Here is a 12,469-nt window from a genome sequence, read left to right as displayed (position 1 = left end):
TTTTCGTGAAATGAATCGGGCCTGACTTTTTTTATCCCGCCTGTAGAACTTTTCCGGATTCGCGCGTTCTCAATCATCGGATGCACGCAACGGCATCCACGGCTGGACACCTCCCTGGACAGCCACCCGGACGCGGAACCTCTCCCCTGGGTTTCCGCCTCCCCGGCCCCGAAGGCACCCCCTGGCCTTCGGGGCCATTTTTTTGGTTTGTTTGTGCGTTCGTCCTTGAACGCGCAGATCAAGAAGCCGCCATCCATGGCCATATCCTTCAAAAAAGCCGTCCCAACCCCGGCGTTTTGTCCGGCGCGCCCTGCACTTCATCTGCACCCGCCACACCGGCATACTCGAAGTACGTTCCCTCGATGGAAACATCCATGCGCCTCGCACTGATCGTCATCGGCCTCGTCCTGCTCGTCGCCGGCCTGTGGGTGGTCTTCGGCCACGGCGGCTACCAGCAGACCGACACCCTGGTGCAGCTCGGCCCGGCCAAGCTCACCGCCACGCACGACAAGGCCTTCCCGCAATGGCTGGGCATCGCCGGCATCGTGGTGGGCGCGCTGCTGGCGCTGGGCGGCATCTTCAAGAAGGGCTGAGCACGGCACCCGCTACAATCGGTGCGATGGATGTCTCGCACCTGATCGACTCGCTCAACGACGCGCAACGCGAAGCCGTCTGCGCCCCGCCCGGCCACTACCTCGTCCTCGCCGGCGCCGGCTCCGGCAAGACCCGCGTGCTCACCCACCGCATCGGCTGGCTGATGCAGGTGGAGCGCGTGCCGCCGTGGGCGATCCTCGCCGTCACCTTCACCAACAAGGCCGCGGGCGAGATGCGCGCGCGCCTCGAGAGCCTGATCCCCGGCGGCACCCAGGGCCTCACCGTGGGCACCTTCCACGGCATCGCCCATCGCCTGCTGCGGCGGCACTGGCGCGAGGCCGGCCTGCCGGAAGGCTTCCAGATCCTCGACGCCGACGACCAGCAGCGGCTGGTGAAGCGCGTGGTCGCCGGCCTCGGGCTGGACGAAGCGCGCTTCCCGCCGCGCCAGGCCACCTGGACGATCAACGGCTGGAAGGACGAGGGCAAGCGCCCGGACGCCATCGAGCACCGCGACCATCCCGTCACCGCCACCCTGGTGCGCATCTACCAGGCCTACGAGGACGCCTGCCGTCGCGCCGGCCTCGTCGATTTCGCCGAGCTGCTGCTGCGCGCGCATGAGCTGTGGCTGAAGAACCCCGCCGTGCTGGAGCATTACCAGAGCCGCTGGCGGCACCTGCTGATCGACGAGTTCCAGGACACCAACGCATTGCAGTACGCGTGGATCCGCGTGCTCGCCGGCAACACCGGCAAAGTGTTCGCGGTGGGCGACGACGACCAGAGCATCTACGGCTGGCGCGGCGCGAAAGTGGAGAACATGCAGCAGTTCCTGCGCGACTTCCCCGGCGCGCGCACGATCAAGCTGGAGCAGAACTACCGTTCCACCGCCACCATCCTGAAAGCCGCCAACCAGGTGATCGCGCGCAACGGCGGCCGCCTCGGCAAGGAGCTGTGGACGGCCGGCGGCGAGGGCGAGCGCATCGCGCTGTACGCCGCCTACAACGAGCAGGACGAGGCGCGCTTCGTGGTCGAGCGCATCCGCGAGTACGTCGCCGAGCACGGCAACGCGCGCGACTGCGCCATCCTCTACCGTTCCAACGCGCAGTCGCGCAACTTCGAGGAGCAGCTCACCCAGCGCAGCATCCCCTACCGCGTCTACGGCGGCCAGCGCTTCTTCGAGCGTGCCGAGATCAAGGACGCGCTGGCCTACCTGCGCCTCACCGCCAACCGCCACGACGACGCTTCGTTCGAGCGTGCGGTGAACACGCCGCCGCGCGGCATCGGCGACCGCACGCTGGACGTGCTGCGCCGCCGCGCCCGCCACGACACCACCTCGATGTGGGAAGCCGCGCTCGCCGAACTCGCCGGCAGCGAACTGGCCGGCCGCGCCAAGAATGCGGTGAAGGGTTTCCTCGCGCTGATCGACGGCATGGCCCATACGTTTTCTCCCTCTCCCCCAGCCCCTCTCCCGCAGGGAGAGGGGCGCCAAGGATTGCCCCTGGCCGAACAGATCGACCACGTGCTCGTCCACACTGGCCTGCGCGACCACTACGAGAAGGACAGCCGCGGCAACGGCGAGGCGCGTATCGAGAACCTGGACGAACTGGTCAACGTGGCCAGCCGCTTCGAGCGCACCCAGGAAGACATCGACGCCGGCCTGGACGAACTCGCCGCCTTCCTCTCGCATGCCGCATTGGAGGCCGGCGAGGGCCAGGGCGAGGCCTGGGACGACTGCGTGCAACTGATGACCCTGCACTCCGCCAAGGGCCTGGAGTTTCCGCTGGTGTTCCTGGTGGGGCTGGAGGAAGGCCTGTTTCCCAGCCAGCGCTCCACCGAGGACGAAGGCCGGCTGGAGGAAGAACGCCGCCTCGCCTACGTGGGCATCACCCGCGCCCGCGAACGCCTGGTCATCAGCTACGCCGAATCGCGCCGCATGCACGGCACCGAGATGCTGGCCCGTCCTTCGCGCTTCCTCGCCGAGATGCCCGCCGAACTGATCGACGAGGTGCGCCCCCGCGTGCAGGTGAGCCGCCCGCTCTACGCCGGCGCCAGCCGCTACGCGGAAAGCGCCTCGCTGCAGGAAGACCTGCCGGTCAGGCTCGGCCAGCGCGTCAGCCATCCCAGCTTCGGCGAGGGCGTGGTGGTCAGCGCCGAAGGCAGCGGCGCGCACACCCGGCTGCAGGTGAATTTCGAGGGGGCGGGCAGCAAGTGGCTGGTGGCGGCGTATGCGAATCTCACGCCCTTGTAGGTCACGCCGATTCCAGCCGGCGACCAGGGGCAGGCACCGGAAGGCAAACCCCCCGATACCGCCGTTTCCGGCCATGTTTTTCCGGCAGGCCACCCCTCCGGACTGGCCCTTGCCAAGGCGCCGGATTGCGGGGAGGATGCGGCGAATCGCGCATTCCTGCGTTCTGGCTGAAAGGAGGATTGCATGGATGTCGTGATCGTCGACGACCAACCCTCGGCACGCACGATGCTGCGGCATATCGTGCAGGGCATCGGGCCGCAGCTCGTCGTGCACGATTTCGGCGTGTCGCAGGAAGCGCTGGAATGGTGCGAGGGCAATCGGCCCGACCTGCTGCTGCTGGACTACCGCATGCCGGACATGGACGGGCTGGAGCTGGCCAAGGCCTTCCGCAAGTCGCTGCGGAATCGGGATGTACCCATCGTGCTGGTCACCGTGGTGGGCGACGAGCCGGTGCGGCAGGCGGCACTGGATGCCGGGGTGATCGATTTCCTGGTCAAGCCGGTCCACCCGCGCGAGCTGCGCGCGCGTTGCCGCAACCTGCTGCAATTGCGCCAGCAGTCAGAGTCGATCAAGCAACGCTCGCTGTCGCTGGAGCAGCGGCTGCTGGCAAGCATGCACGAAGTCGAGGAACGCGAGCGCGAAACGCTGTCGCGGCTGGCGCGGGCCATCGAGCTGCGCGACGCCGGCACCAGCGCCTTCCTCGAACGCATGGCGCACGTGGCCGGGCTGATCGCGGAGGGCCTCGGGCTGCCGGAGGAGCAGGTGCGCACGATCGAGCTGGCCGCGCCGCTGCATGACATCGGCAAGATCGCCATCCCCGACGCGATCCTGATGAAGCCCGGCCCGCTGAACGCGGAGGAGCGCTCGCGCATGCAGCAGCACCCGCGCATCGGCTACCAGCTGTTGCAGGACAGCCAGAACCGCTTCATCCAGGCGGGCGCGCAGATCGCGCTGCGCCACCATGAGCACTGGGACGGCACGGGCTACCCGGACGGACTGGCGGGCGAGGAGATCCCGATCGAGGCGCGGGTGACGACCGTGGCCGACGTGCTGGACGCCTTGCTGTCGCCTCGCCCGTACAAGGAGGCCTGGAGCATCGAGCGCTCACTCGAATTCGTCGGCACGCAAAGCGGAGCGCTGCTGGACCCGGCCTGCGTGCGCGCCCTGATGGACAACCTGCCGCGGCTGCACGGCATTTGCGAACGCTACTCCCGTGTTCCGCTCCATCGCGACTGGCGTTGACGGCATGCGCCCGGCACTGTCCCGGATGCGCCTGCGGCTGCGCGGCCGCGCGGACAGCGAGCATGCCCAGGTGTTCGTGCGCATCGCGATCACCCTGCTGTTCTCCGCCTACCTCGGCTGGAAGGTCGGCTGGGGAGACCGCAGCCCGGGATTGTTCTCGACCTGGCTGATCCTGCTCGGTGAGCTGGGCCTGTCGATCGGCCTGCTCGCCGCCATTTTCGTTGCACCGGGGCCGTCGCCGGTGCGGCGCTGGCTGGGGATGCTGGCCGACTACGCGGCGATCGGCGGGGTCATGGTGCTGCAGGGCGAGTCGGCGTCGCCGCTGTACGCGGTGTACCTGTGGGTCACGATCGGCAACGGCATGCGCTACGGGCCGCTCTACCTGTATGCCTCCACGGCGCTGGCCGCGCTGTCGTTCGCGGCGATGATGACGCTCACCCCCTACTGGCAGCAGAACCAGTACCTGTCCTGGGGCCTGCTGCTGGGCCTGGTCGCGGTGCCGCTGTACTTCGCCTCCCTGCTCAAGGCGCTGACCGCCGCGATCGAGGAAGCCCGTCGCGCCAACCTGGCCAAGAGCCGCTTCCTCGCCAACATGAGCCACGAGTTCCGCACGCCGTTGAACGGGCTGTCGGGCATGTCGGAGCTGCTGGCGAGCACCCGGCTGGACGCGGAGCAGCGCGGCTATCTGGAAACCATCCAGGCCGCCAGCCGCTCGCTGTTGGCGCTGGTGGAGGACGTGCTGGACATCTCGGCGATCGAGGCCGGCAAGCTGCGGCTGAAGCAGGAAGCCTTCAACCTGCATGCCCTGCTGGAACAGATCAACCTGATGCTGCGCCCCGAGGCGCGCTCGAAGCGGCTGGACTACACGGTAACGGTGATGCCGGAAGTGCCGGCGCAACTGCGCGGCGATGCCCACCACCTGCAGCAGGTGCTGGTGAACCTGCTGAGCAATGCGATCAAGTTCACCGCGTCGGGCGAAGTCCGCATGACGGTGGAGAAATCGGCCCGGGCCGGCGCGGGGCAGGTACGCCTGCGCTTCACGGTTTCGGACACGGGCATCGGCATCCCGGCTTCGGCGCGCGCGAGGCTGTTCGAGGCCTTCGAGCAGGCCGACAACAGCCTGGCGCGCAAGCACCAGGGCAGCGGGCTGGGGACCACGATCGCCAAGGGCCTGACCGAGGCCATGGGCGGATCGATCGGGTTCGAGAGCAACGAGAACGTCGGCAGCCGGTTCTGGGTCGAACTGCCGTTCGACGTCGCCGTCGAGTCCGGACGCGCAACCGCCGGCGGCAAATCGCAAGCCGCGGACGCGCGCATGCCGCCTTCGCCGTCGGCTGCGCACAACGTCATCGCGTTCGCCGACCCGTTCTCGCGCCACCGTGCGCGGATCAGGTCGGCACGCATCCTGGTCGCCGACGACCATGCCGCCAACCGCCTGCTGCTGCAGGGCGTGCTGCAGAAGGCCGGGCACCGGGTGATGACCGTGGAGGACGGCGAGGCCGCCCTGGATGCGCTGGTGGGCGGCGGGTTCGAGCTGGCGCTGATGGACCTGCACATGCCGTCGCTGAGCGGCATCGACCTGTTGCGCCAGCTGCGCGTGATGGAAGCCGGCACGCGCAGCCGTACCCCGGTGGTGATCATCAGCGCCGATGCCACACCCGAGTCGGCGCGGGTATGCCGTGAAGCCGGCGCGCGCGCATTCATCACCAAACCCTTTGCCGCCGCGAGGCTGCTCGATGCCGTCGCGTCGATCCTGACCGGCGGGGACGGCGAAGAGCTGGACAGTTCCCGCCAGACCGCGCACGCCTCCGCCGGGGACGTGCTGGACACGTCGGTGCTGGATGAATTCGCGTCGCTCGGCATGGGCAAGGCATTCGAGGCCGACTTCATCGGCCAGTGCATCACCGACGCGCGGGTGGCGCTGGCAAGGATGCGCCAGGCCGGCGCAGAGGGCGACTGGGAACGGTTCCGCGACCAGGCCCACGCCATGAAGGGGATCGCCGGCAATCTTGGCCTGGTGCAGTGCGCCGGGCTGAGCGGCGGCCTGATGCAGATGACCGCCTTCGAGCTGGAACGCGACTGGAAACGCCATTGCGAGAGCCTGACCCAGCGCCTGCACGACGGCGAACAGGCGCTGCAAGCGCGCGGGAGCTGGGTACCCGCGCGCGAGGACAGCCCACCGTCGCCATGATCAGGCCTGCACGGCAGTCGGCTCGCCGTGTCGGCGGTACTGCGCACGCACCAGCCGCTCCATGGTCCGCAGCGACTTTTCGCCGAGCTGCAACGCGGTGTCCACCCAGATCTCGGTGATCGCCATCATCTCCTCCAGCGTCACCGGCTGCGCCAGCGCCCGCACCCGGTGCATGGCCATGCGCGCGTGCGGGATGCGGCGGTTGCCGCGGATGACCTCCTCGACCGCCTGCACACCCTGCCCGCGCGGGGCCAGGACGTCCACCAGGCCCATCTTGTAGAGCTCCTCGCTGGACAGGACATCCCCGCTCAGCATCAGTCGCTCGGCCTGATGGGGCGCGATGCGCTTGCACAGGAAGGAGTAGGCCCCCATTCCCGGGAACAGGTCGAACAGCACCTCCGGCAACCCCATGCCGACGCCCTCTTCCGCCACGATGGTGTGGCAGCTCAGCGCGACTTCGAAGCCGCCGCCCAGGGCATCGCCCTGCACCAGCGCGATGCTGTGCGCGTCGGCGTCCAGCCCGGCATGGAAGGCATGCACGCCGCGCACGCATTGCCGCGCATAGGTCAGCAGGGCGGGACGGTTCTGGTGGCGGATCGCGTCGCAGAAATACTCGAGGTCGCCACCGAGATTGAACGCATCGCAGTCGGAAGCGAGCACCACATGCCGCAGCCCGGCTTCGCCGAACATGCGTTCCCGGCGCAAGCGGTCGCCCAGGATGTTCTGGTACTGCAGGATGTCGGCAACCAGTGCCGGCTTGAAGCAGGCGCGGCCGGGCGACGCGGCCAGGTCGGCGTGCATGTGGCACCAGTGCACGGCGGCATCCGCGCTCTCGGTGACGCGCAGGGTGGGATAGCGTGGGGCAGAAGCAAGCTTCTCCAGGATCGCGGTAGCCATGGTCGCTCCAGACGGGTGATGCCAGCCCGGGCCGTGGCCGGCGGGGCACGGAAGGTACGCCGAGAGTGGCCCGGAGGCCTCTATGCACCCAAACGGCCGGAAGTGCAAGAAAGAGTCCCGCCCCCGGGAATTGCCCGCCGCGGATCGGACAGGGGTGCGGCCAATCCGGCCGTGCGACCGCCGCGGCGGTCATCCACGGCCCGGCGCGCGGTCCCCGCCGGGCAAGCTATCCCCGCAGCCGCGGCACTCCGTGCTCGTCGCGCTCTTCCACCGCGATGGCGCTGGTGTCGATCACCCCGCCGGTCTGGCCGGGGGATGGCCGCACGGTTTCGCCGCGGGCCATGGCGAGGGCGTTGCGGTAGCAGCGCTGGGCCTGCGAGGCGTCGCCCTGCCCTTGCCAGGCGTCGCCCAGCGCCTCCCACGCACCGCCGCCCGGTTCCAGCGCCAGCGAGCGTTCGAGGCACTGGCGGGCCTTGCCCCAGAGTCTGGAGCGCACGCAGATGCGGCCGATGGCGAGCAGCAGCGCGGGGTCGTTGGGATGCTGGGCCAGCCAGCTTTCGGCGCGGCGCAGGCGGGCGTCGAGGTCGCCGCCGGCGAGCACGCCGTAGGCTGCCACCAGTTCCGGGGTCCATTCGCGGCGCAGCGCGGATTCGAGCTCGTCCATCGCGGGCAGCACCAGGCCGAAGCCGGCGGCGCGGCGCGCGTAGGCGTCGATGGCGGCGGGGGCGCGGCGCTGGGTCTTGGGCAGTTGCGACCACAGTGTGTTGAGCGCGGCGCCGTCGGGCGCGGCGTCGATGGCGGCAACCAGCACTTTCGCTTCGAGCACGGCGTAGCCGCGCGTGCCCATCGCTCCGCTTTTCTGCAGCGGTTCCAGCGCGGCGAGCGCACGGCGGGTGTCGCCTGCCGCCAGCGCAGTGAGCGCCAGCTCGCGCCAGCCGCCAGGCGGCAGCACGCCCGTGTCGGCGTCGGGCGCGAGCAGGGCCAGCGCCTCGGCGGCCTTGCCGTCGCGGCGCAGCACGCGGGCACGCAGCACGCGGGCAGCCTGCGGCGCGGCCTGCGAGGCTTCGGCGAGGATCTCCAGCGCGCGGCTGTGTTCGCCACGGCGCGAGGCCGCCTCGGCGGAGGCCAGCAAGGCGACGCCGCGCAGCGCATCCAGCCGCGAGGCGCGATTGAGGTCGCGCTCGGCATCGCCGTGGCGGCCTTCCATCAGCGCGATCAGGCCTTCGGCCAGCCGCTTGCGGCTGAGCCGGCGATGCCGCCGCGACAGCGCGCCGAACGGCCAGCGCAGCAGCCGCCATGCCGCGACAAGCACGGCCCAGGCCACCAGCAGGATGAGCACGGCGGCGACCACCGTGGTTTCCACGCGCCAGCCGCGCAGGCGCACCAGCACGTAGCCGGGGTCGACCGCCACCCAGTGCCAGCCGAACGCGGCCAGCGCGGCGACCACCACCAGCAGCAGGATCCAGCGCCACAGACTCATCGCGCGGCTCCGGCGGCATGCGCCGGCGGCGCCGTGCTGGCCGACGATGCGGGGCTGTTCGACAGGGCGTGCACCGCGCGCAGGTTGCGCAGCTCGGTCAGTGCGGTGCCCAGCTGCACCGGCGTGTTGTCCGGCAAGGCCTCGGCCAGCTGCTGCAGCGTGGCGCGCGCCTGCTGCACGGACTCCGCATGGTCGTCGAACTGGCTGGCAAGCGCGGCATCGGCGCGCTGCAGCGCCGCGGCCCAGGCCTTGGGATCGTGCGCCAGCAACGCGGCCTGCGCCTGCGCGAGATCCAGCGCCGCCAGTTCGCGCGCGAAGCGCGCATCGGCCACCGCCAGCGGCGCGCCGTTGTCGCGTTGCACGCTGATCACGCCGGCCAGCGCGCGACCGATGCGCGACCATGCGCCCGACGACGACGCGTCCGCCGGTGCATCCAGCGGCTTCAGCGGCAGCGTGGGCAGCACGCCGCGCAGCGTGGTGAGTTTGGCCAGCGCCTCGGCCTGGCTGGTCGGCTGGCTGGCGAGCAGCGCGCGACGCTCGGCCTCGACGACCTGGCGCGTTCCCGCGAATACGCCGTCGTTCACCGCGGCCAGCGTCTGCGCGGCCAGCGCGTAGGCCGCTGCCGCGCCCTGCGCGTCATGGAACAGTTCGTAGCGCTCCTTGGCCATGCGCAGCAGCGATTCGGTTTCGTCGAGCAGGGTGGCGTCATGCGCGGAGAGCGTGTTCTCGGAGAGCTTGCCCACCGCCTCTTCCAGCAGGCGCAGCCGATCGCCCTGCGCCTGCTGCGAGGCCTGCAGGGTGCGGTCGAGCTGGTCGGCGGCGTCCAGCCGCTGGGCAAGATTGGTGCGGCCGCCGCTGACGCTGGCCAGGGTGGCCTCCAGCGCGGTCACGCGCTGTTGCATGGCGTGCAACGCCTGCGCATCGGCGGCATGGCCCTCGCGCTGCTGCCACTGGCGCCAGCCCACGTAGCCGGCTGCCAGCAAGGCCAGCAGGGCCAGCAACAGGGCCAGTGCGACGCTGCCGCCGCGCGGCGCGGCATCGCGCGCGGCAGGTTTCGTGGCACGCGGCGTGGTGGTGGGCGTGGTGGACGGTGCGGGCTCGTGTTCGTTCATGCCCGGCATGCTAGCAGGCAGGCCCGGGGCGTTCGTTGCAGGGTCGTGAAACGGTCAGCGCAAGGCCGCAGCCGCAAGCAGATCGGCGGCCAGCGCGGATTCGGCCTGCACGATGCGCATGAAACCCGCGCCGCGTGCCGCCTGTGCCAGCCGTCCGCTGCTGACCACGGCCACGGCCGCGCGCAGGCGCGCCAGCGCCGGTGCCGGCAACAGGTCCACGAGGTTGTGCAGCGCCTCGGCGCTGGAGAGCAGCACCCGCGCCGAGCGCGGCAACGCCTGCACCGCTTCGACGTGCCGGCGATCCAGCCGCGGCGGCACGCGCCGGTAGACCTGCAACTCGCGCAGACGCGCGCCACGCGCGGCCAGCCGTTCACGCAGCACGCCGCGGCCACCGGGAGCGCCGATCAACGCCACGCGCTTGCCGCGCAGTTCGCGCGCGGCTGGAAGGTCGAGCAGGCCTTCGCTGTCCTGCCGCGACGGCGCCTGCGCGGATACGCCATGCCGGCGCAGCGCCTGCGCCGTGCCCTGCCCCACGGCCAGCACCACCGCCCGGGTGCGCAAGGCTGTCCTCGCGGCAGCGAAGCGCACCGCGGCAGGACTGGTGAACACCAGCAAGTCGTCGCCCAGCGCCGCGCGCATGGCCGCACCCATGGCGGCATCGTTCGACGTGCCGCGCAGCGACAGCCCCGGCAGCAGCAATGGCACGCCGCCGCATGCACGCGCGCGCCGCGCCAGCGCGGCGGCGGTGCCGGCGGGGCGGGTGATCACCACCACGCGACCGCGCAGCGCGGGCAGCTTGCTTGCACTTGAGGTAGCCACGCGCGCCCCACATCTGCATGATTCGGCCAGCCCGCAGTGTAGCGGCTGCCATCGCCCCCTCATGGACCGCCCATGAACCCAAGCCTCGACGCCGCGCACGACCTGGTGCGCTTCATCCGCGACAAGATCCCGCTGGCGCGGGCGATGGATCTCGAACTGCTGGCCCACGACGGGGAGCTGCTGGTCCTGCGCGCGCCGCTGGCGCCGAACGCCAACGACAAGGGCTGCGCGTTCGGCGGCAGCCTGGTGAGCCTGATGACGCTGTGCGGCTGGGGCCTGGTGGAACTGGCGCTGCGCCGGCGCGGCCACGACTGCGACGTGTTCGTGGGCGAATCCACCGTGCGCTACCTGCAGCCGGTGTGGGCGGACTTCCGCGCCGAGGCACGGCTGGCCGGGGACACGGACTGGGCCGGCTTCTTCGATACCTTGCAGGCACGCGGCAAGGCGCGCATCGAAGTGAGCTGCAGCGTGCCCGGCGCGGACGGCCGGCCTGCCGCCACGCTGGCCGCCCGCTTCGTGGCCAAGGCACGCGCCGGCTGAGCTCACGATTGAAGCGGCGCGCCCGCGGCCGCAGAATGGCCCAGCTCTCCGGGGAAACCACCGCCATGCGCCGCCTCCTGCTCCTGCTCGCCGCCAGTATCGCCACCGCCGTGCTGCTGGCCGGTTGCGCGCAAAACGCCCGCAGCGACAACCTGACCGCCACGCTCAACGCCTACGGCAGCGCGGTGCGCTGGAACGGCCTGCAGAGCGCGCTGCAATTCGTCGACCCCGCGGTGCTCAAGGCGCATCCGCCCACCGATCTCGACCTGGCGCGCTACCAGCAGGTGCGGGTGAGCGACTACGACGACGGCGCCGGCCCGGTGCCGCTGGGCGACAACGAGGTGCAGCAGACCGTGCGGATCAGCTTCGTCAACATCCACACCCAGGCCGAGCGCAGCGTCACCACGCGCCAGGTCTGGCGCTACGACGAGAAGACCAAGCACTGGTGGCTGGAGAGCGGCCTGCCGGACATCCGCCAGGACTGACGGCGGCAACGGATGCCCGTATCGGCAATCTCGAAAAACCGCCATCCTGACGCCTCTTCGAGTCAGCGAGTCCGGCACGTGTCCGGACTCGCTTCCGCGGTTCAAGCACTGGCGTGCTTGCCGCGGCGAGCCATCCGTTGCTCGCACGGGCGGCGCGAAATTCTTCGCGCCGCCCGTATAATCACCGGTTCGACCGTAGCGGCGCGGCTGTCGCGCCCCGTGGAACCCACATGCAAGATTTCCTGCACAAGCTGCCCCAGTTCATCGGCAACCATGCGGCGCTGGCTGCGCTGTTCGCGATCCTGCTGATCGCGCTGATCGTGGTGCAGGTCAGCCTGCTGTTCGGCAAGAGCAAGGAGCTGACACCGGCCGGCCTGACCCAGCTGATCAACCGCGACAGCCCGCTGCTGATCGACCTCTCGGCGATCGCCGACTTCGAGAAGATGCACGTGCCCGGCGCACGCCACGTGCTGATGAGCCAGTTCGACCCCGAGCACAAGGACCTGGCCAAGGCCAGGGAACTGCCGGTCGTGGTGATGGACAAGGACGGCCGCGGCAATTCGGTGAAAGCCTCGCAGCGGCTGGTCAAGGCCGGCTTCCAGAAGGTCTACACCCTGGGCGGCGGCGTGCTGTCCTGGCAGCAGGCGCAGCTGCCGGTGGCCAAGGGCAGGCAATAGCGCGCAGGAGCGGCTTCAGCCGCGACCGGCTCGGCGAGGAATCGCGGCTGAAGCCGCTCCTACGGCCGCTTGTGTCTGCACAACCCCGTAAAGTGGCAGTGGAGAGCGATGTGCGGCACGCCGACAAGGCGCAGTGTTGGAAGCACGTGTAGGAGCCCGAGCGGCCGCACATCGACCTCACCCCATA

The 12,469-nt window shown here is 70.3% G+C and carries 11 protein-coding genes; 7 read left to right on the top strand and 4 right to left on the bottom strand.

Features of this window, described 5'->3' with window-relative positions; all coding sequences use genetic code 11:
- Positions 1–374 precede the first annotated feature (374 nt).
- From ABQJ56_RS14910 to ABQJ56_RS14895, 4 genes are all read left to right on the top strand, one after another.
- Entirely contained in the window at positions 375–593 is a 219-nt protein-coding gene (locus ABQJ56_RS14910; protein WP_367845812.1) for a hypothetical protein, read from the top strand.
- Between the two features lie 26 nt (positions 594–619).
- A complete protein-coding gene (gene uvrD / locus ABQJ56_RS14905) occupies positions 620–2,839 on the top strand; it encodes a DNA helicase II (protein ID WP_367845811.1) in 2,220 nt (739 codons plus the stop codon).
- A 183-nt stretch (positions 2,840–3,022) separates the two neighbouring features.
- Positions 3,023–4,081 carry an HD domain-containing phosphohydrolase gene (locus tag ABQJ56_RS14900; RefSeq protein ID WP_367845810.1) on the top strand — a complete coding sequence of 353 codons (1,059 nt, stop codon included), beginning with the start codon at positions 3,023–3,025 and terminating at the stop codon, positions 4,079–4,081.
- A 4-nt stretch (positions 4,082–4,085) separates the two neighbouring features.
- Positions 4,086–6,272, top strand: coding sequence for an ATP-binding protein (locus tag ABQJ56_RS14895; protein ID WP_367845809.1), 2,187 nt, complete (start codon positions 4,086–4,088; stop codon positions 6,270–6,272).
- Here ABQJ56_RS14895 and ABQJ56_RS14890 read toward each other — a convergent pair whose 3' ends face one another.
- The 4 genes from ABQJ56_RS14890 to ABQJ56_RS14875 form a co-directional block, all read right to left on the bottom strand.
- Positions 6,273–7,169, bottom strand: a complete 897-nt coding sequence (locus tag ABQJ56_RS14890; RefSeq protein WP_367845808.1) for a crotonase/enoyl-CoA hydratase family protein — start codon at positions 7,167–7,169, stop codon at positions 6,273–6,275. It lies immediately after the preceding gene.
- Positions 7,170–7,395: 226 nt separating this feature from the next.
- A complete protein-coding gene (locus ABQJ56_RS14885; RefSeq protein ID WP_367845807.1) occupies positions 7,396–8,649 on the bottom strand; it encodes a heme biosynthesis HemY N-terminal domain-containing protein in 1,254 nt (417 codons plus the stop codon).
- Entirely contained in the window at positions 8,646–9,761 is a 1,116-nt protein-coding gene (locus ABQJ56_RS14880) for a uroporphyrinogen-III C-methyltransferase (protein ID WP_367845806.1), read from the bottom strand. The genes ABQJ56_RS14885 and ABQJ56_RS14880 overlap by 4 nt, the downstream gene beginning before the upstream one ends.
- Positions 9,762–9,815: 54 nt before the next feature.
- Positions 9,816–10,580 carry a uroporphyrinogen-III synthase gene (locus ABQJ56_RS14875; protein ID WP_367845805.1) on the bottom strand — a complete coding sequence of 255 codons (765 nt, stop codon included), beginning with the start codon at positions 10,578–10,580 and terminating at the stop codon, positions 9,816–9,818.
- Positions 10,581–10,652: 72 nt separating this feature from the next.
- On the opposite strand from ABQJ56_RS14875, the gene ABQJ56_RS14870 reads away from it, so the two are divergent.
- From ABQJ56_RS14870 to ABQJ56_RS14860, 3 genes are all read left to right on the top strand, one after another.
- Entirely contained in the window at positions 10,653–11,120 is a 468-nt protein-coding gene (locus ABQJ56_RS14870) for a YiiD C-terminal domain-containing protein (RefSeq protein ID WP_367845804.1), read from the top strand.
- A 65-nt stretch (positions 11,121–11,185) separates the two neighbouring features.
- Entirely contained in the window at positions 11,186–11,605 is a 420-nt protein-coding gene (locus ABQJ56_RS14865) for a hypothetical protein (RefSeq protein WP_367845803.1), read from the top strand.
- 230 nt (positions 11,606–11,835) lie between these two features.
- On the top strand, positions 11,836–12,282 hold the full coding sequence (locus ABQJ56_RS14860) for a rhodanese-like domain-containing protein (RefSeq protein WP_367845802.1): 447 nt from the start codon (positions 11,836–11,838) through the stop codon (positions 12,280–12,282).
- The last annotated feature ends 187 nt before the right edge of the window (positions 12,283–12,469 follow it).

Source organism: Rhodanobacter geophilus (assembly GCF_040812275.1).
GTDB lineage: Bacteria > Pseudomonadota > Gammaproteobacteria > Xanthomonadales > Rhodanobacteraceae > Rhodanobacter_A > Rhodanobacter_A geophilus.
This window is presented reverse-complemented; position numbering and strand designations above follow the sequence as displayed.